Below are 19,116 nucleotides of genomic sequence, written 5' to 3'. Positions count from 1 at the left end.
CAGCATTGTTTTCCGGATAAGAATTTGCGGAAACGAAAGATTTTGCGGCGTGACAAGGCGCAGAGCAAAGACATCAGCGGGAGCATACTGACGTATGTGACCGGTGTGGCTGAGCGATGCAACGCGGTCATGACGTGAAAGATTCGTTTCGTGCACAAAGAATTTGCCTGGCGGCTTTAGCGCGGTGGTCCCACCTGACCCCATGCCGAACTCAGAAGTGAAACGCCGTAGCGCCGATGGTAGTGTGGGGCCTCCCCATGCGAGAGTAGGGAACTGCCAGGCATCAAATTTAGTGTGCTGATATGGCTCAGTTGGTAGAGCGCACCCTTGGTAAGGGTGAGGTCCCCAGTTCGACTCTGGGTATCAGCACCAGTTAAGACACGAGTTCGGTAAATAAAAGAATTTGCCTGGCGGCTGTAGCGCGGTGGTCCCACCTGACCCCATGCCGAACTCAGAAGTGAAACGCCGTAGCGCCGATGGTAGTGTGGGGTCTCCCCATGCGAGAGTAGGGAACTGCCAGGCATCAAATAAGAGAGAGCCCTTCGCACATGCGAAGGGCTTTTTTCGTTGTGTGGCAATAACGCTTTCACTTTCTGGCGTCTGTTATCCCCTCACTCTGCCGTCAGTGCATCTGCCAACAGTCAAAAAGCGAAGCTGCCTGAGTTATTCAGGCCATAAAAAACCCGGCACCAGGCCGGGTTAACAGGTTGTCTGAGCGTCTTATCAGTGGATAACCTGCGACAGAAACGCCCGGGTGCGCTCCGATTTTGGATTGGCAAAGAACTCCTGCGGTGGCGCGACTTCGACGATCTCACCGCGATCCATAAAGATCACCCGGTCTGCGACCGTTCGGGCAAAACCCATCTCGTGCGTTACACAGAGCATCGTCATCCCATCTTCAGCCAGGCCAATCATCGTATCCAGCACCTCTTTCACCATTTCAGGATCCAGCGCCGACGTTGGCTCATCGAACAGCATAATTTTCGGCTTCATACAGAGCGAGCGGGCAATCGCCACACGCTGCTGCTGACCGCCCGAGAGCTGTCCGGGAAACTTATGCGCATGTTCAGCGATACGCACGCGCTGCAGATAGTGCATGGCCAGTTCGTCCGCTTCCTTCTTAGGGATCTTCCTCACCCACGACGGCGCCAGCGTGCAGTTCTGCAACACGGTCAGGTGGGGGAAAAGGTTGAAGTGCTGGAAGACCATACCGACTTCGGTGCGCACGCGCTCAATATTACGCACGTCATCGTTGAGGTGAATTCCATCCACCACAATGCGCCCCTGCTGATGCTCCTCCAGATGGTTGATGCAGCGAATTGTGGTCGATTTTCCGGAGCCGGATGGGCCGCACAGCACGATGCGTTCGCGGGGTTTTACCTGCAGATTGATGTCTTTCAGTACGTGGAACTGCCCGTACCATTTATTTACGTTCTCAAGCGAGATCATCAGCGGGTCGGAAGAGTGTGTCATAGAGTCAGTCATGTAAAACCTCAGTGCGGTGTACGCCCGGTGTGAAAGCGCTTTTCCAGATACTGGCTATAGCGCGACATGCTAAAACAGAAGATCCAATAGACCAGCGCAGCAAATACATAGCCCTCGGTCGACATGCCCAGCCAGGCCGGATCGACCGTCGCCTGCTGGACGCTGCTGAAGAGATCGAAGAGGCCAATGATGATGACCAGACTGGTATCTTTAAACAGGGCGATGATGGTGTTCACCAGGCCGGGGATCGTGAGCTTCAGAGCCTGTGGCAGGATCACCAGCATCTGTGTCTTCCAGTAGCCGAGCGCCAGCGATTCGGCGGCTTCATACTGCCCTTTAGGCAGCGCCTGCAGGCCGCCGCGAACTACCTCAGCCACATAGGCGGACTGGAAAAGGATCACCCCGACCAGCGCACGCACCAGCTTGTCGATCGTTGTGCCTTCCGACATAAACAGCGGCAGCATTACGGATGACATAAACAGCACGGTGATCAGCGGAACGCCACGCCAGAACTCGATGAAGATAATCGACAGCGTGCGCACCACTGGCATCCGCGAACGACGACCCAGCGCCAGCAGGATGCCCAGCGGCAGTGCACCGGCAATCCCGACCGAGGCGATAATCAGCGTCAGCGTTAACCCACCCCATTGACGGGTTTCAACCCGCTCCAGCCCCAGATAACCGCCATAGAGCAGGAACCAGACCGTCAGCGGATAGATGACCGCCCAGGCGGCGATATAACGTCCGCGATAAGGCAGGCTTTTCACGAACATCGGCACAATCGACAGCAGGCCAATCACCAGTGCCAGGTTAATGCGCCAGCGCAGCTCATGCGGGTAGAGCCCATACATGAACTGACCAAATCGCGCATGGATAAAGACCCAGCAGGCGCCCTCTTTGGTGCAATCGGCGCGCGTGGAGCCGATCCAGTTGGCCTGAAAAACCAGCCAGTTCAGCGCGGGCGGAATGACATGCCAGATTATCCAGAGGCATAGCAGCGTCAGTAAGGTATTAAACCAGCTTGAAAACAGATTTTTACGAGCCCAGAGCCAGGCGCGACTGAACAGCGTCGTCGGGACGGGGGGCGTTTCATGTGTAGTCACAGACATAGGGATCCCGTTCTCTTAACGCTCAACCAGCGCAATCTTGCGGTTGTAGACGTTCATAAGCAGCGATATCAGCAGGCTGATAATCAGGTAAACGCCCATCGTGATCGCGATTGTTTCGATAGCCTGACCGGTCTGATTCAGGACCGAGCCGGCAAACAGCGACACCATATCGGGATAACCGATGGCGGCGGCCAGTGAGGAGTTCTTCACGATGTTCAGATACTGGCTGGTCAGCGGCGGAATAATCACCCGCATGGCCTGCGGGATAATCACCTGGCGCAGCGTCACCGGATTCGGCAGGCCCAGCGAACGTGCGGCTTCATGCTGACCATGCGGTACCGACTGAATGCCGGAGCGGATAACTTCCGCGATAAACGACGAGGTATAGATCGAGAGTGCCAGCGTCAGCGCCGCCAGCTCCGGAATCATCACCGAGCCACCCCGGAAGTTAAACCCGCGCAGTTGCGGCACATCCCAGTGCGTTGCCGGACCAAACCCCATGTAGGCCAGCAGCGGGAAAAGGATCAGCATCCCCACCGCAGCGGGCCATGTGCGACGTAACTGACCGGTTTTCAGCTGGTGCGTTCGGTTAAAGCGGAACAGGCCATAGCTCACAGCCAGTGCCAGAAGCAGCGCGATAACAAACGGCCAGCTGCCGGGGGCGTAGGTCGGCCACGGCACGTAGAGCCCGCGATTGCTGACATAAGCCAGATCGAAGGCGTTCAGCGCCTGGCGCGGGCCGGGCAGGTTGCGCAGTACCGCAAAGTACCAGAAGAAGATCTGCAGCAGAGGCGGGATATTACGGAAGGTTTCGATATAGATATTTGAAAGCTTCCGCAGCAGCCAGTTGTCAGACAGGCGGGCCAGACCGACCGCGAATCCGATAATCGAGGCGAAAACAATACAGAGTGCAGAGACCAGCAGCGTGTTGGTTAATCCGACCATAAACACGCGCGCGTAGGTATCTCCCTCCGTGTACTCAATCAGGTGCTGCACGATGCCGAAACCGGCCGTGCGCTCAAGAAATCCGAATCCCGATGTAATGCCGCGACTGGCGAGGTTGATAATGGTGTTGTGCACCAGATAACCCACCACACCAAGCACCGCGACGACGGCGATGAGCTGATAAATCCAGGCGCGAACCGTGGGATTACCAAATGAAAAATCCCTTTTCACGGTTGGGCGTTGTGACATGTTGAAACCTCAGTAACGAAAGCTGGGGTAGGGCACCGCAGAATACGGTGCCCGATTGGCGAGGTCTGTTAACGTACCGGCGGTGCGTACTGAATGCCGCCCTGGTTCCACAACGCATTCTGACCGCGAGCAATCTTCAGTGCGCTATCTTTACCGACGTTACGGTCAAAGCTTTCCTGATAGTTGCCCACCTGCTTGATGATGTTGTAGGCCCACTTGTTATCCAGCTTCAGATCTTTACCAAAATCACCTTCTGATCCGAGCAGATGCGCCATATCCGGCGTCGTTGGCTTCGCGGCCATCTGGTCGACGTTCTTCGAAGAGATACCCATCTCTTCCGCGTTCAGCATGGCGTAAAGAGACCATTTCACGATGGTGAACCAGTCATCATCGCCGCGGCGTACCAGCGGCCCCAGCGGCTCTTTAGAGATCACTTCGGGCAGTACGATGAAGTCGTCAGGCTTGCCCAGCTTGATACGCAATGCATAAAGCTGAGACTGGTCAGAGGCCAGCGTGTCGCAGCGACCGCTATCCAGCGCCTTAGCCGACTCATCAGAACGATCAAAGGTCACCGGGGTATATTGCATCTTGTTGGCTTTGAAGAAGTCCGCCACGTTCAGCTCGGTGTCGGTGCCCGCCTGGATACAGACGGTGGCGCCATCCAGCTCTTTCGCACTTTTCAGACCGGCTTTCTGGTGAGTCAGGAAGCCGATGCCGTCGTAATAGTTCACGCCCGCAAACAGGAAGCCCATACCGCCATCACGCGATGAGGTCCAGGTGGTGTTACGTGACAGTACATCGACTTCGCCGGACTGCAGGGCGGTGAAACGCTCTTTGGCGGTCAGCGGGGTATATTTGACTTTGGTGGCATCGCCAAATACTGCGGCAGCCGCAGCACGACAGACATCCACATCGATACCCGTGAACTTGCCACTGGCGTCGGCATAGGAAAAGCCCGGCAAGCCGTCACTGATCCCACATTGAACAAATCCTTTTTTCTTGATCGCATCCAGTGTGGTGCCTGCGTGTGCCTGCTGAGCAAGGCCAGCCAGCGCAGCAGCGGCGATCAGCGTAGAGAGCATCATCTTTTTCATAAAGCATCCTGTGTGGCGGGATTATGTTGTTATGTTTGCGCACTTTAGTGTGCGTTTTTTTCCTGTCTGTGGCAGTCAGCCATCCACGACTCTGCAAAGCTGATGCCAGGTTTGCAGAGGCCTGAATAGGATTGAAAGAACGGCTAATAATCGGAAGCACCCTGAAAGTTCCGCTAATATCGCGCACCAAAAGGAAGCAATGCGAGTCGACCCGATCACATTTAGTGCAAATAGTTTCACTAAATGAGAGCAGTGTGAGCGTTCACTCAGGGCGAAATGTATGGAAAGCATCTGTTGCTTTTTAATGCGCAGAAAATCACACAATCAGAGGTGACAGGGAGGGAGAGCCAGACCAGAAGTAAAACAGCAGAGAGAACAGGGAAAGCGAGGGGGCAAAATATCACGCCAGCAACTGCAACTATAGTTACCATATTGCGGGCAACTGTTTCACGTCCTGTGCCGCGACTTTGTGGGATAACGCACAAATAAAAACGCCAGCCCGAAGGCTGGCGTGATTAACAGACTGAACTAAAAATCAGTTCATGCCGTATTTTTTCAGTTTCTTACGCAGCGTACCGCGGTTGATACCCATCATCAGGGCAGCACGGGTCTGGTTGCCACGGGTATACTGCATCACCATGTCCAACAGAGGCTGCTCGACTTCAGCCAAAACCAGCTCATACAGGTCGCTCACATCCTGACCATTCAGTTGAGCAAAATAGTTCTTCAGTGCCTGTTTAACCGAATCACGCAAAGGTTTTTGAGTTACCTGATCCTGTGAGTTAACGGTAGAAACGGTCAGTACGTCAGAATTTACGCGTTGTTCGAACATAGTTCTTTCAGCTCTTTATTTCGTTACGCAAGATTTTCGAAGTATGCCTCCAACGCCTCCAGCTGTTCGCTGGCATCCTCAATGGCGTTGAATGTGCGCCGAAACTGGTCATTAGGGGCATGCTCCTGCAGGTACCAGGAGACGTGCTTGCGCGCTATACGGTATCCCTTGCCTGAACCGTAAAAGTCGTGCAGCTCACGTATATGCGAAACAAGCAAGCTGCTTGACCTCTGCCAGCGGCAGCGGGGCAAGCAGCTCCCCAGTGTCCAGATAATGCTGGATTTCCCGGAAGATCCACGGTCTTCCCTGAGCAGCGCGTCCTATCATCAGAGCATCGGCCCCTGTATAGTCGAGCACCGCTCTGGCTTTATGCGGGTCAGTTATGTCTCCATTCGCGATAATCGGAATGGAAACACTCTGCTTAACTGTCCGAATGCTGTCATATTCAGCTTCTCCGTTGAACAGGCAGGCACGAGTGCGGCCATGTATCGTCAGAGCCTGGATACCGCAGCGTTCAGCCAATTGGGCAATCGCGACACAGTTCCTGTTTTCAGGATCCCAGCCAGTACGAATTTTCAGCGTGACCGGCACGTTCACTGCATTAACCACTGCGGAGAGAATCGACTCCACCACGGCGGGATATTGCAGCAAGGCTGAACCCGCCATTTTGCGGTTAACCTTCTTGGCAGGGCACCCCATATTAATGTCGATAACCTGTGCACCAGCTTCAACATTAATGCGTGCAGCTTGCGCCATTTCGCTGGGATCGCAACCGGCAATCTGCACGGCGCGAATGCCTGGCTCATCACTGTGCACCATACGTAAGCGAGATTTGTCGCTTGCCCAGACTTCGGGGTTTGATGACAACATCTCAGAAACTGCCATGCCTGCACCCATTTCATGACACAACGTCCTGAACGGCCTGTCGGTAATACCGGCCATAGGCGCTGCAATCAGTCGATTTCTCAGCTGGAGGTTTCCAATACGCATGAAGTCAGAATGGCCATACTGTGTCTGCAAGGCGGCGTATATTACGCATTTTTGCAGGAAGATGAAAGGCCAAACTTTGAACAATCAGCAAGAAAGATCAATGAAAACGGGGTGATGACAGGAACTATTAATAATTAAACTTAAATATCAGACACTTAATAATTTATGCTGAAATTGTGAACAAAAGTTTTTCCAGAAAAGTACGCCAATTCACCAGATAATAAACGTCACATGCCGTGATTAACGATACAAGCATCCAGTCCAGGTCAGAAAAGCCCGCAACTTACGCTGCGGGCTGGTTGAATATGCTGTTACGACGCTTTGCGCCTGAAACTGCGCTATCCGTGAGGCAGAGGGGGGCAAAAATCAGGATTTAATTCCGGTAATCCGGCACCACTCCTCTTTGACCGCCACCGGGTCGAGAGCGAATTCGCCCGCGTAGGCTTCACAGACACCCTCCGCCTGGCTCTCTAACACACCGGACAGGCCCAGATGGCCGCCAGACTTCGGCAACACGCTAATCAGCGGGGCCAGCTCACGCAGCGGGCCTGCCAGGATATTGGCGACGACCACATCCGCCTGCAGATTGTCGGGCTGCTGGTGGGGCAGATAGAGCGACAGACGGTCGGCAACGCCATTACGCTCGGCATTATCCCGGCTGGCCTGAATCGCCTGCGGATCGATATCAATGCCGATCGCCTGAGCGGCACCCAGCTTCAGGGCGGCGATCGCCAGGATCCCCGAACCACAGCCGAAATCGATCACGGTCTTGCCGGCCAGATCCAGCCCGTCAAGCCAGGTGAGGCAGAGCGACGTCGTGGGATGCGTGCCGGTGCCGAATGCGAGCCCGGGATCCAGCATCACGTTGACGGCATCGGGATCCGGCACGTCGCGCCAGCTTGGACAGATCCAGAGACGCTCGCCAAAACGCATCGGGTGGAAGTTTTCCATCCATTCGCGCTCCCAGTCTTTGTCTTCGATCTGCTCGATCCGGTGGCGAAAACCTGCACCCAGCAGCGGATGCTGAGCCAGTTCGGCGGTGACAAAAGCCATGTCCGTCTCTGCATCAAACAGGCCGATAACATCGGTATCGCCCCACAGGCGTGTCTCACCCGGCAGCGGTTCATAAACCGGCGTGTCGTTGGTATCCTGAAAAGTCACGGAGACGGCACCGATCTCCATCAGTGCGTCGCTCAGCGTTTCCGCATGTTCACCTGAGCTGTTTATTTTGATTTGAATCCACGGCATAACGTCTCTCTTTCCGTCAATGTTGCGACGCGTCGACCCTATGCGGCGCGCGTCCAAACAGGTTGCCCACTAAAAAGGCCAGCAGGCTCAGAATCAGTGAAGGCACGATGGGGTGAAAACCCAGAATCTGCAGGTTGAGGCTCGCCAGAAAGGCGTAGCAGCCTCCGCCCACCACCATGCCGGTAATGGCACCAGCGGCATTGGCGCGCTCCCAGTAGAGGCCCAGAACCAGTGGCCAGAGGAACACCGCCTCAAGGCCGCCAAAGGCCAGCAGATTCAGCCAGATAATCATATCGGGCGGGTTCCATGCCGCAATCAGCAGCAGGATACCCAGTGCAAAGGTAATGGTGCCAGACAGCCGTCTCAGCCGCGTCTCATTCTCCAGATGTTGCGGGGCGACACGCAGATAGAGATCTTTTATCAGCGTAGCCGACGCCTGCAACAGCTGGGCATTGATGGTCGACATAATGGCGGCCATCGGTGCAGCCAGAAACAGACCGGCCGCCAGCGGCGGCAGAACGGTAATCATCAGGGTCGGTATTACGCTATCCGGCACGGTCAGGTTCGGCAGGACGGCCCGGCCCAGCGCACCGGCCAGATGCATACCCAGCATCAGGATCACCACCACGATGGTGCCCAGAATAATAGCCCGATGCACGGCCTTGCTGTCTTTGTATGAGATGCAGCGCACCGCCGTATGGGGCAGGCCAATTACTCCAAAGCAGACCAGAACGATAAACGAACTCAGGAACGTTGGCGTAATAATCTCGCCAGGCCCCTGCGGCGACAGCAGCGCAGGATCGATCGCATGCAGTTTCTCAACGGCCATGCTGAGGCCGCCAGCCTGATGGATCACCGCGAACAGCAGCAGGAAGGTGCCAATCAGCATCACGATCCCCTGCATCGCGTCATTGAGAACGCTGGCGCGGAAGCCGCCAAACGCCGTATAGAGCGCGATGGTGCCGCCAAAGATCAGCAATCCTTTGTCATAGGGGATGCCCGCGGCGGTTTCGAGCAGACGGGCACCGCCAATAAACTGCACCGTCATGGCGCCGATAAAGGCGATTAGCAGGCTCAGGCTCGCCAGCCAGATCAGCAGCGGGCTCTGATAGCGGGCATAGAGCATATCATTCAGCGTGACTGCATTATATTTCCGCGCCAGGATGGCAAACTTTTTCCCCAGCACGCCCAGCGAAAGCCAGACGGCGGGCACCTGTACCATCGCCAGCAGAACCCATCCCAGCCCATATTTATAGGCCGCACCGGGACCGCCGATAAACGAGCTGGCGCTGATATAGGTGGTGGTGAGGGTCATCGCCAGCACAAATCCGCCCATCGAGCGGCTGCCAAGGAAATATTCCGTCAGAAAACTGCCCTGACGCCTTTTGCGCACGGCAAAAATCGACAGTGCAGCAATCAGCACCAGATAGATCAGTAACGGCAGGATAATTTCACCGTTCATTTTTATCCTCCAGCGGCATATCGCGGAAAATCATCCGCACCATCAGCCAGCACAGAAAAATGAACAACAGGGGAGCAAACAGGCAGGAGAGTTCGAACCAGCGCGGCAGTCCGGTCACACCGCTTTCGCTGCCACCCAGCCAGGCGGAAAGCCCCCAGGCAGCCAGCCAGAGCAGGGTGAGATAGAGAGACCAGCGTGCCTCTTTATGTGCCTGGATAAAACGAGCATCCATGATTCAACCTTAACGCCAGCGGCAAAAGAAAAAGGCCGGATTAACCGGCCTCTGACTGACTCAGCGTTGCGATTACTTCTCGTGCAAGCCGAGTTTTTTCTCCAGATAGTGGATATTGGTTCCACCGTGCTGGAAATTCTCATCGGACATGATTTTCATCTGCAGATCAACGTTGGTCTTGATACCGTCGATGATCAGTTCCGCCAGCGCATTCTTCATGCGGGCGATGGCCACGTCACGCGTTTCGCCGTAGGTGATCAGCTTGCCGATCATGGAATCGTAATAAGGCGGCACGGTGTAGCCTGAGTAAATGTGCGACTCCCAGCGCACGCCAAAACCGCCTGGCGCGTGGAAGCGGGTGATTTTACCCGGGCTTGGCAGGAAGGTCACCGGATCTTCGGCGTTGATACGGCACTCAACCGCATGTCCGCGAATCACCACTTCATCCTGTTTGATCGACAGGGGCTGACCGGCAGCAATACGCAGCTGCTCTTTGATCAGATCCACACCGGTGATCATCTCTGTCACCGGATGTTCCACCTGAATACGGGTGTTCATTTCAATGAAGTAGAACTCACCGTTTTCATACAGGAACTCGAAGGTGCCTGCGCCACGATAGCCGATCTCAATACAGGCTTTTGCACAGCGATTGCCGATGAAGCTGCGCAGCTCCGGCGTGATGCCCGGACCTGGTGCTTCTTCGACCACTTTCTGGTGACGACGCTGCATGGAGCAGTCGCGCTCGCCCAGATAGATCGCGTTGCCCTGACCATCGGCCAGAACCTGAATCTCGATATGACGCGGATTCTCCAGATACTTCTCCATGTACACCATGTCGTTGTTGAAAGCCGCTTTGGCTTCCGCTTTCGTCATGTTGATGGACTGTTCCAGATCTTTGTCGCTGCGCACGACGCGCATACCACGACCGCCGCCGCCGCCAGACGCTTTGATGATGACCGGATAGCCGATGCGCTTAGCAAAGGCACGGTTCTTTTCCATGTCATCCGTCAGCGAACCGTCAGAGCCCGGTACGGTCGGGACGCCAGCTTTCTTCATCGCGTTGATCGCAGAAACTTTGTCGCCCATCAGACGAATCGTTTCGGCTTTCGGACCGATGAAGATAAAACCAGAGCGCTCAACCTGCTCGGCAAAATCGGCATTCTCAGACAGGAAGCCGTAGCCCGGGTGAATCGCGACTGCGCCCGTGATCTCTGCAGCAGAGATCAGCGCCGGGATGTTGAGATAACTTTTAACTGACTGCGCAGGGCCGATGCAGACGGTTTCGTCTGCCAGCAGCACATGCTTCAGGTCACGATCCGCGCTTGAGTGTACCGCAACAGTCTTGATGCCCAGTTCTTTACAGGCACGCAGAATGCGCAGCGCAATCTCACCGCGGTTAGCAATAACAATTTTATCCAGCATGATCTGCCCCGTTACTCGATGATAACCAGTGGCTCGTCAAATTCGACCGGCTGACCGCTCTCAACCAGGATCGCTTTCACCACGCCTGATTTGTCTGCTTCGATCTGGTTCATCATTTTCATGGCTTCGACGATGCACAGGGTATCGCCCGCATTCACTTTCTGACCGACTTCCACAAAGGCTTTCGCATCCGGGCTCGGCGTGCGGTAGAAGGTACCGACCATCGGTGAACGCACGATGTGACCGCTGATTTCAGCCGGTGCCGCGTCGGCAACCGCCGCAACAGGCGCAACCGCCGTCGCCAGCGCAGGCTGCTGAACAGGGGCAGCGTAAGCCTGCTGCATCATCGGGTAACCGCTATTTGCAGGTGCACGGCTGATGCGAACGGATTCTTCACCTTCAGAGATTTCCAGCTCAGAAATGCCAGACTCTTCAACCAGTTCGATCAGTTTTTTAATTTTACGAATATCCATGAGTGGGGTTCCGTACTCAGTTTGATTAATTAGTTTGAGACAGGCGTTTGACTGCCGTTTGTAAAGCCCATGTGTAGCCGTCAGCGCCAAGCCCACAGATCACGCCAGCAGAAACATCAGAAAGATAGGAGTGATGACGGAAGGGCTCGCGGGCATGCACATTGGAGAGATGAACCTCGATAAAGGGTATTTCTACCGCTAACAAGGCATCACGCAGTGCGACACTGGTATGGGTAAACGCGGCAGGATTAATGATGATGTAATCCACATTGCCTTTGGCCTCATGAATGCGATCAATCAGCTGAAATTCAGCATTGCTTTGCAGGTGGCTCAACTCCACATTCAGCTGGTCTGCCTGGCGTGTCAGATCGTCAACAATCTGACGCAGCGTGGTGTGACCATACTTCTCAGGTTCGCGGGTTCCCAGCAGGTTAAGGTTGGGTCCGTTCAAAAGCAGAATATGTAATTTATGCGCCATCGTGCTGCCATCTCCCGCAATCATTGAGGCATCGCGTAAAATACCTTGCGAATCTTCATTTGTCACCTTTCAGGATGAAAAAGAAGACCCGACGAGCAATAAAGCCGGGCATTATATCCGTTTCGTGTCATTTCGCAGCAAAATACTGGTCTTATCTGCGAAGATGATCGGATGTGGCCTGGAGGCCACATCTTTTATCAGAAAACAGCAGCGGAAAACAACGGGCCAAGCGCTAACGGGGCCACCCTTTGAGGAATTTTTTGTAACGCCAAACTAACAGTATCGCCGCCAGCAGCGCATAGATAAGTGGCTGGGGGGAGAGGATTTTTACCGACCAGATATAGTGGATCGGCGCCAGGATAGCGACCAGATAGACCAGATTATGCAGGGTCTGCCAGCGTTTGCCGAGTTTGCGCTGCGCGCGCTGAAACGAGGTCAACGCCAGGGCCAGCAAGATCAGCCAGCTGATAATGCCCAGCGTCAGATAAGGCCGGGAGATCAGCTCGCTGCCCAGCAGACGCAGGTTATCGATGCCCAGTTCCAGCAGGTAGTAACTCAGCAGGTGGAGAGAGGCCCAGACAAATGTCCAGACGCCCAGCAGACGACGGGTGCGGATTAACAGCGGCTGTTTACCGTAACGGGCCAGCGGTGAAACCAGCAGCGTACCCAGCAGCAGCTTCAGCGCCATCCGGCCGGTAAAGTGCTGAATATCTTTGGCCGGATCCGCGCTCAGTCCACCCTGCATCGCGGCAAGGATCAGATAGACCAGCGGCAGAAAGGCCGCCAGATGCAGGATCACCTTGAGCCACACGATCTGTTTCAGTGTCAGGCGCACCACTTAGTAATTCTCCCGTAAATCCATGCCACGGTAGAGCGAAGCCACCTGATCGGCATAGCCGTTGAACAGCAGGGTGGGTTGACGTTCAACCTTCAGCGTGCCGCCCGGACCAATGAAACGCTCGGTCGCCTGCGACCAGCGCGGATGGTTAACATGCGGGTTCACATTGGCATAAAAACCATACTCATCGGCGGCGATCTGGTTCCAGGTGGTCGGCGGCTGTGTCGCGGTCAGCGTAATTTTGACGATCGACTTGATGCCCTTGAAACCATACTTCCACGGCACGGTCAGCCGAATCGGCGCACCATTCTGCGGAGGCAGCGCTTTACCATAGACCCCGGTCGTCAGTATCGTCAGCGGATGCATCGCCTCATCCAGACGCAGACCCTCGACATAGGGATAGTTGAGGCCGCCACCGATAAAACGATCTTTCTGGCCCGGCATCTGCTCAGGATCGTAGAGGGTCTGGAAAGCAACAAAGCGCGCCTTGCTGGTGGGTTCCGCCAGAGAGAGCAGCTTATTCAGTTCAAAGCCTATCCAGGGCACCACCATCGACCAGGCTTCGACGCAGCGCATGCGATAGATCCGCTGCTCCATGGCGAACTTTTTAAAGATGTCATCCATATCCAGCGTCACCGGCTTCGCGACTTCCCCGTCAATGGTCAGTTTCCATGGCTCCGTTTTCAGGGTTCCGGCATTGGCGGCGGGGTCGGCCTTGTCCAGCCCGAACTCATAGAAGTTGTTATAGCCGGAAACTTTATCTGCGGGCGTTAAGGTGAGGTCGGCCTGATATTGCGCGGGTCTGGTGAACTCCAGCGGCCGGCCTGCGGGGGCGGCCGGGCGATCGTTGCCTTTAAACCAGCTGAGAATGTCGGCATTTGCCATGCCCGGCATCCCCATCGCCGCCGCGCTGAGTCCCAGCGTTTTCAGCACCTGACGGCGCTTCATATTAAAAATGCTTTCCGGCGTTACGTCGCCTTCGGTCAGATAGGGTGTGCGTTTCATGGGCCTTCTCCAGACAGGATGTCATCAACCAGCATGATGACTATCGCTGATATCAGCCAGTTTCGCCGTGAAAATGTGAAATTTCCTGGCTGCGCTTAGCGATGAGATTGCACTGAAAAGTGTCGGGATCAACGTCAGCTTCGCTATCACGACGATATACTTCGGCTTCATGCGACCCGGCGCTGTCGACAGCGGCAAATTATGCTATTTTTGCTCGCGTTTTCGTCAGGCTGACGGTACAAGGTTGGGTGATCCGGTTATCACCCCAGTAAGACAGGCACAGGGATGCGACTAACCACAAAATTATCGGCGATTATTACGTTTTTAAGCCTGCTGGCCATGTCACTGATGCTGGCGGGCTGCGTATTCAGCGTGATCTGGTTCAGTCATGAACGGGTTGAACATCGGGCGCAGGCGCTGGCCACGGAAGTGGATCAGGCGATGTTCACCCAGACGCCGTCAGAGATACAACGCTGGCTGGTGCGCATGATGCCGGTCATGAATGCCGAGCAGATCCTGCTTCACAACGGCAGGCAGACGTTTCTCACCCTCTCACGACATGAAAACCCGATGCTGGAAGATGAGCCTAACCGGTTTATCCAGGTTGATGTGCCGTTGATGCATCAGACCGGACTGGCACTGCGGGTCGTCACCCTCGATCCCGCCAGAACCTGGCTGGGCTCGATCACCGGCACCTCCACGCTGAGTCTGCTGTTTGCCATCATACTGGTAATGAGCCTGACGCTGCTGATGATGCATCGCTGGCTCACGCGTCAGTGGCGCGGCATGGAGCATCTTGAAGCGCGGGCCGAGGCGATTATCAGCGGAGAGCGGGGCGTGATGCCGGAGCGCGCCATGGATGAGTGGCCACCCCGCGCCAGCCGCGCACTGGATGTGCTGCTGGCCGATCTGCAGGAGGCGGGCGAACAGCGTCTGCGTATCGACACGCTGATCCGCACCTTTGCCGCCCAGGATGGCCGCACCGGCCTGAATAACCGGCTCTTCTTCGATAACCAGCTGGCGACGCTGCTGGAGGATCAGGAAAATGTCGGCACCCACGGCGTGGTGATGATGATCCGTCTGCCTGATCTGGACACGCTGAGAGACGCTCTGGAGCCGGGGCTGCCAGAGGAGTACCTCTTTAACTTCGTCAATATGCTTTCCACTTTTGTGCTGCGCTATCCCGGCGCACTCCTGGCGCGCTACTTCCGCAGCGATTTCGCCGTACTGCTGCCGCATCGCAGTCTTAAAGAGGCCAACGCGATCGCCGATCAGCTGATCAATGCGGTGGACTCTCTGCCGCCGATGCGGCTGGTGAACCGGGATGACCTGATTCATATCGGTATCAGCGCCTGGTGCAGCGGTCAGACGGTGCCACAGGTGATGGAAAATGTTGAGATGGCGACGCGTCGCGCGACGCTGCTGGGCGGCAACAACTGGACCAACGGCGCCGGTAATCCGCAGGATGCCGGGCGGGGAAGCGTACGCTGGCGGACGCTGCTGGAGAATACGCTGAGTCGGGGCGGGCCACGGCTCTACCATAAGCCCGCCGTCAACCTCGAAGGCAAGGTGCAGCATCGGGTCATGCTGACCCGCATCTTCGACGGCGATAAAGAGGTACTGGCCGCGGAGTATATGCCACTGGTACAGCAGCTCGGCATGGCGGAGAGCTGGGATCGCCAGCTGATGACTCGCATCGCGGCGCTCTCTGAACTCTGGCCCGAAGAGACGCTGGTGATCCCGGTGACGATTAACTCACTTCTGCAGCGCCCCTTCGTGCTCTGGCTGCAGAACATGCTGCTGCAGTGCCCGAAATCGCAAAGAAAACGATTTTTATTTGAACTTGCCGAGGCAGATGTTTGTCAACACATCAACCGGTTAGCGCCGGTATTCCGTGCGCTGAAGGCTTTTGGCTGCCGGATTGCGGTGAATCAGGCCGGTTTAACCGTGGTCAGTAGCGCCTATATACGGCAGCTGCCGCTGGAAGTGATCAAGCTGGATGCCGGTCTGGTGCGCAACATCGAGCGGCGGACCGAAAATCAGCTGTTCGTGCAGAGTCTGCTGGAAGTCTGTAAGAGTACGGGTGTGCGGGTGTTTGCTGCCGGCGTCCGGACGAAAGCCGAGTGGCAGACGCTGGCGGCGCTGGGTGTGGCTGGCGGTCAGGGCGATCTTTTTGCCCCTTCGCTTCCGGTTAACAGTAACGTGAAAAAGTATTCACAACGTTACCGTATTTAATCAATTGCCGTCGTGCAGACGGCAATGTGCGGTTTTTTTTAATGTTTAGCCGCGTCTGAATCCCGGACTTTTCTGCCGGAAATGTTAGATTTTATGTCGGGCAGGAAAGGGGCCGATATCGCGAAAGGCAGTACTGATGGCCTCTGGTCGCCATTCTGCCATGACAGATCGCCGGTTCGGATGACTTAAACGCAATCAGGCCTCTTTTTTCACCGAAGCAGAACGTTTTTGCGCCTTGTGGCCGCTTCGTGTGGTTGGTAAAGTAAGCGGATTTTATTTTCCGCCCCCAGCTTGCAGGATTATCCCTTAGTATGTTTAAAAAATTTCGTGGCATGTTTTCCAACGACCTGTCCATTGACCTGGGTACTGCGAATACCCTGATTTATGTAAAAGGACAGGGCATCGTGCTGAACGAGCCTTCCGTTGTCGCTATCCGACAGGACCGTGCCGGTTCACCGAAAAGTGTCGCGGCCGTGGGTCATGACGCCAAACAGATGCTTGGCCGTACGCCCGGCAATATTGCCGCTATCCGTCCGATGAAAGATGGTGTTATCGCTGACTTCTTCGTGACCGAAAAGATGCTGCAGCACTTCATCAAACAGGTTCACAGCAACAGCTTTATGCGTCCCAGCCCACGTGTGCTGGTCTGTGTCCCCGTCGGAGCAACCCAGGTTGAACGCCGCGCCATCCGTGAGTCCGCCCAGGGCGCAGGCGCTCGCGAAGTCTTCCTGATTGAAGAGCCGATGGCTGCCGCGATCGGTGCAGGTCTGCCCGTGTCAGAAGCGACCGGTTCAATGGTCGTCGATATTGGTGGCGGTACCACTGAAGTCGCCGTGATCTCCCTGAACGGCGTGGTTTACTCCTCCTCGGTCCGTATTGGCGGCGATCGTTTCGATGAAGCTATTATTAATTATGTGCGTCGTAACTACGGTTCACTGATTGGTGAAGCGACCGCAGAACGCATTAAGCATGAGATCGGTTCTGCCTATCCGGGCGACGAAGTCCGTGAAATCGAAGTGCGCGGCCGTAACCTGGCCGAGGGTGTGCCGCGTGGTTTCACGCTGAACTCCAACGAAATTCTGGAAGCGCTGCAGGAGCCGTTAACCGGCATCGTGAGTGCGGTGATGGTTGCCCTTGAGCAGTGTCCGCCTGAGCTGGCCTCTGACATCTCAGAGCGCGGCATGGTGCTGACCGGTGGTGGCGCGTTACTGCGCAACCTGGATCGTCTGCTGATGGAAGAGACGGGCATTCCGGTCGTGGTAGCTGAAGATCCGCTGACCTGCGTGGCACGCGGTGGCGGCAAGGCGCTGGAAATGATCGACATGCATGGCGGCGATTTGTTCAGCGAAGAATAATTGCCTCAACCGGCTGAGAACGCGATGATCATGCAAGGGAGCGGCATGTGAACCGGCGAAGTCTGTACCGGTACATTGCGTTCAGCCCAGGGAAGCACGGCATTCTGCCGCTGCTTCCTCTCCTGTTGTCGAGGATCACGCAGATTATATGAAGCCGATTTTTAGCAGGGGGCCTTCCCTGCAGTTGCGTCTTTTTCTGGCGGTTATTGTGGCCATTGCCATCATCATCGCCGACAGTCGTGTGGGCTCTTTCACCCAAATACGCAACTATCTGGATACGTCGGTCAGCCCGTTTTACTTCCTGGCCAATGGGCCACGTCAGCTGCTGGATGGCGTGTCAGAGTCGCTGGCGTCCCGTCAGCAGCTGGAGCAGGAAAACAAAGCCTTACGTCGTGAGCTCTTCCTGAAAAACAGTAACCTGCTAATGCTGGGGCAATATAAGCAGGAAAACGCACGTCTGCGTGAACTGCTGGGTTCACCGCTGCGCCAGGATGAGCAAAAGATGGTGACGCAGGTCATTTCGACCGGCACCGATCCTTATACGGACCAGGTGGTGATCGACAAAGGCAGCGTTAACGGCGTCTATGAAGGACAGCCGGTGATCAGTGATAAAGGCGTGGTCGGTCAGGTTATTGCGGTCGGGCAGCTCACCAGTCGCGTGCTGCTGATCTGCGATGCCTCTCATGCTCTGCCGATTCAGGTTCTGCGCAATGACATTCGTGTGATTGCGGCGGGTAACGGCTGTACCGAAGATCTCCAGCTTGAGCATCTGCCGGGGAATACGGATATCCGGGTCGGCGATGTGCTGGTCACGTCCGGCATCGGTGGTCGCTTCCCTGAGGGCTATCCGGTCGGGGTGGTCTCCTCGGTGAAAGTGGATACTCAGCGCGCCTACACGGTGATTCAGGCCCATCCGACCGCCGGGCTGCAGCGTCTGCGTTATCTGCTGCTGTTATGGGGAGCGGATCGCAATGGCGATATGCCGCTGCCGCAGGATGAAGTTCATCGCGTGGCGAATGAGCGTCTGATGCAGATGATGCCGCAGGTTTTACCGCCTGCAGGTGAAATGGGCCCGCCTGCGCCTTCCACGCAGATGGGACCGCCTGCACCTTCCACCAGCAGCAGCAGTAGCGGGCAGAGCGGCACCTCGCGTTCACGCGGGGGCCAGCCTTGAGTCGATATCGCAGCCAGGGACGTTGGGTCATCTGGCTCTCTTTCCTGGTGGCGCTCGTCCTGCAGATCATGCCGTGGCCGGATGAGATTTATATGTTCCGGCCTTCATGGCTGCTGCTAATCCTGATCTACTGGGTGCTGGCCCTGCCACATCGGGTCAATGTCGGCACCGGTTTCGTGCTGGGTGCCATCATGGATCTGATCGCGGGCTCCACACTCGGTGTGCGGGCGCTGGCGCTCAGTATCATCGCCTACCTGATTGCCTTTAAGTTTCAGCTGTTCCGTAATTTAGCGTTATGGCAGCAGGCGCTGATGGTAATGGTCCTGTCGCTGGCGATGGATGTGATCGTCTTCTGGGCTGAATTCCTGGTAATCAACGTTTCATTCCGACCTGAAATTTTCTGGAGCAGTGTTGTCGACGGTATTCTCTGGCCCTGGCTATTCTTGTTAATGAGAAAAATTCGTCGTCAGTTTGCTGTTCAATAAGGAAA

17 protein-coding genes, 1 tRNA gene, 2 rRNA genes and 1 pseudogene are annotated in these 19,116 nt (G+C 55.7%); 7 read left to right on the top strand and 14 right to left on the bottom strand.

Translation table 11 applies throughout. The features are described from left to right. Window positions 1-166 precede the first annotated feature (166 nt). From rrf (AB1748_RS18295) to rrf (AB1748_RS18285), 3 genes are all read left to right on the top strand, one after another. Window positions 167-282: ribosomal RNA gene (gene rrf, locus AB1748_RS18295) — 5S ribosomal RNA — on the top strand. A gap of 14 nt (window positions 283-296) precedes the next feature. Then, window positions 297-372, top strand: a tRNA-Thr gene (locus tag AB1748_RS18290). Between the two features lie 34 nt (window positions 373-406). Then, window positions 407-522 (top strand): 5S ribosomal RNA (rrf, locus tag AB1748_RS18285). Between the two features lie 201 nt (window positions 523-723). On the opposite strand, the gene AB1748_RS18280 is transcribed toward rrf (AB1748_RS18285), so the two are convergent. From AB1748_RS18280 to msrP, 14 genes and pseudogenes are all read right to left on the bottom strand, one after another. Beyond that, a complete protein-coding gene (locus AB1748_RS18280) occupies window positions 724-1,485 on the bottom strand; it encodes an amino acid ABC transporter ATP-binding protein (protein WP_111139686.1) in 762 nt (253 codons plus the stop codon). A gap of 8 nt (window positions 1,486-1,493) precedes the next feature. Beyond that, the gene (locus AB1748_RS18275; RefSeq protein WP_293774344.1) at window positions 1,494-2,594 is read right to left on the bottom strand and encodes an amino acid ABC transporter permease; all 1,101 of its coding nucleotides are present in this window, start codon (window positions 2,592-2,594) and stop codon (window positions 1,494-1,496) included. A gap of 15 nt (window positions 2,595-2,609) precedes the next feature. Beyond that, complete coding sequence (locus tag AB1748_RS18270) at window positions 2,610-3,788, bottom strand: amino acid ABC transporter permease (protein WP_293774346.1); 1,179 nt, start codon at window positions 3,786-3,788, stop codon at window positions 2,610-2,612. 68 nt (window positions 3,789-3,856) lie between these two features. After that, window positions 3,857-4,882 carry an amino acid ABC transporter substrate-binding protein gene (locus AB1748_RS18265; RefSeq protein ID WP_111139683.1) on the bottom strand — a complete coding sequence of 342 codons (1,026 nt, stop codon included), beginning with the start codon at window positions 4,880-4,882 and terminating at the stop codon, window positions 3,857-3,859. A gap of 535 nt (window positions 4,883-5,417) precedes the next feature. Next, a complete protein-coding gene (gene fis / locus AB1748_RS18260; RefSeq protein WP_003855228.1) occupies window positions 5,418-5,714 on the bottom strand; it encodes a DNA-binding transcriptional regulator Fis in 297 nt (98 codons plus the stop codon). A gap of 23 nt (window positions 5,715-5,737) precedes the next feature. Continuing rightward, a pseudogene (gene dusB, locus AB1748_RS18255) lies at window positions 5,738-6,704 on the bottom strand (tRNA dihydrouridine synthase DusB). A gap of 366 nt (window positions 6,705-7,070) precedes the next feature. Continuing rightward, on the bottom strand, window positions 7,071-7,952 hold the full coding sequence (gene prmA, locus AB1748_RS18250; RefSeq protein ID WP_111139682.1) for a 50S ribosomal protein L11 methyltransferase: 882 nt from the start codon (window positions 7,950-7,952) through the stop codon (window positions 7,071-7,073). Between the two features lie 16 nt (window positions 7,953-7,968). After that, window positions 7,969-9,414: a sodium/pantothenate symporter gene (gene panF / locus AB1748_RS18245; protein ID WP_293774351.1), complete on the bottom strand. Its 1,446-nt coding sequence runs from the start codon at window positions 9,412-9,414 to the stop codon at window positions 7,969-7,971. Beyond that, on the bottom strand, window positions 9,404-9,646 hold the full coding sequence (locus AB1748_RS18240) for a YhdT family protein (RefSeq protein ID WP_111139680.1): 243 nt from the start codon (window positions 9,644-9,646) through the stop codon (window positions 9,404-9,406). The genes panF and AB1748_RS18240 overlap by 11 nt, the downstream gene beginning before the upstream one ends. Before the next feature lie 72 nt (window positions 9,647-9,718). Further along, window positions 9,719-11,068, bottom strand: coding sequence for an acetyl-CoA carboxylase biotin carboxylase subunit (gene accC, locus AB1748_RS18235; protein ID WP_111139679.1), 1,350 nt, complete (start codon window positions 11,066-11,068; stop codon window positions 9,719-9,721). Between the two features lie 11 nt (window positions 11,069-11,079). Next, window positions 11,080-11,541: an acetyl-CoA carboxylase biotin carboxyl carrier protein gene (accB, locus tag AB1748_RS18230; RefSeq protein WP_111139678.1), complete on the bottom strand. Its 462-nt coding sequence runs from the start codon at window positions 11,539-11,541 to the stop codon at window positions 11,080-11,082. Between the two features lie 25 nt (window positions 11,542-11,566). Next, on the bottom strand, window positions 11,567-12,019 hold the full coding sequence (aroQ, locus tag AB1748_RS18225) for a type II 3-dehydroquinate dehydratase (protein ID WP_111139689.1): 453 nt from the start codon (window positions 12,017-12,019) through the stop codon (window positions 11,567-11,569). Between the two features lie 232 nt (window positions 12,020-12,251). Continuing rightward, window positions 12,252-12,854 carry a protein-methionine-sulfoxide reductase heme-binding subunit MsrQ gene (msrQ, locus tag AB1748_RS18220; RefSeq protein ID WP_367396356.1) on the bottom strand — a complete coding sequence of 201 codons (603 nt, stop codon included), beginning with the start codon at window positions 12,852-12,854 and terminating at the stop codon, window positions 12,252-12,254. A 3-nt stretch (window positions 12,855-12,857) separates the two neighbouring features. Next, on the bottom strand, window positions 12,858-13,862 hold the full coding sequence (gene msrP, locus AB1748_RS18215) for a protein-methionine-sulfoxide reductase catalytic subunit MsrP (protein WP_111139677.1): 1,005 nt from the start codon (window positions 13,860-13,862) through the stop codon (window positions 12,858-12,860). Between the two features lie 285 nt (window positions 13,863-14,147). Between msrP and csrD the strand changes: the two genes are divergently transcribed. The 4 genes from csrD to mreD all read left to right on the top strand — a co-directional run bounded on the left by csrD (window position 14,148) and on the right by mreD (window position 19,111). Continuing rightward, the gene (csrD, locus tag AB1748_RS18210) at window positions 14,148-16,097 is read left to right on the top strand and encodes an RNase E specificity factor CsrD (protein ID WP_111139676.1); all 1,950 of its coding nucleotides are present in this window, start codon (window positions 14,148-14,150) and stop codon (window positions 16,095-16,097) included. 311 nt (window positions 16,098-16,408) lie between these two features. Continuing rightward, on the top strand, window positions 16,409-17,452 hold the full coding sequence (gene mreB, locus AB1748_RS18205; RefSeq protein WP_003855260.1) for a rod shape-determining protein MreB: 1,044 nt from the start codon (window positions 16,409-16,411) through the stop codon (window positions 17,450-17,452). 148 nt (window positions 17,453-17,600) lie between these two features. Then, on the top strand, window positions 17,601-18,626 hold the full coding sequence (gene mreC, locus AB1748_RS18200; RefSeq protein WP_111139675.1) for a rod shape-determining protein MreC: 1,026 nt from the start codon (window positions 17,601-17,603) through the stop codon (window positions 18,624-18,626). Next, window positions 18,623-19,111 (top strand): rod shape-determining protein MreD, encoded by a 489-nt coding sequence (gene mreD, locus AB1748_RS18195; RefSeq protein ID WP_111139674.1) that lies wholly within the window; start codon window positions 18,623-18,625, stop codon window positions 19,109-19,111. The genes mreC and mreD overlap by 4 nt, the downstream gene beginning before the upstream one ends. Window positions 19,112-19,116: the final 5 nt, after the last annotated feature.

It is taken from the genome of Pantoea sp. Ep11b (assembly GCF_040783975.1).
In the GTDB taxonomy this organism is placed as follows: Bacteria; Pseudomonadota; Gammaproteobacteria; order Enterobacterales; family Enterobacteriaceae; genus Pantoea.
This window is presented reverse-complemented; position numbering and strand designations above follow the sequence as displayed.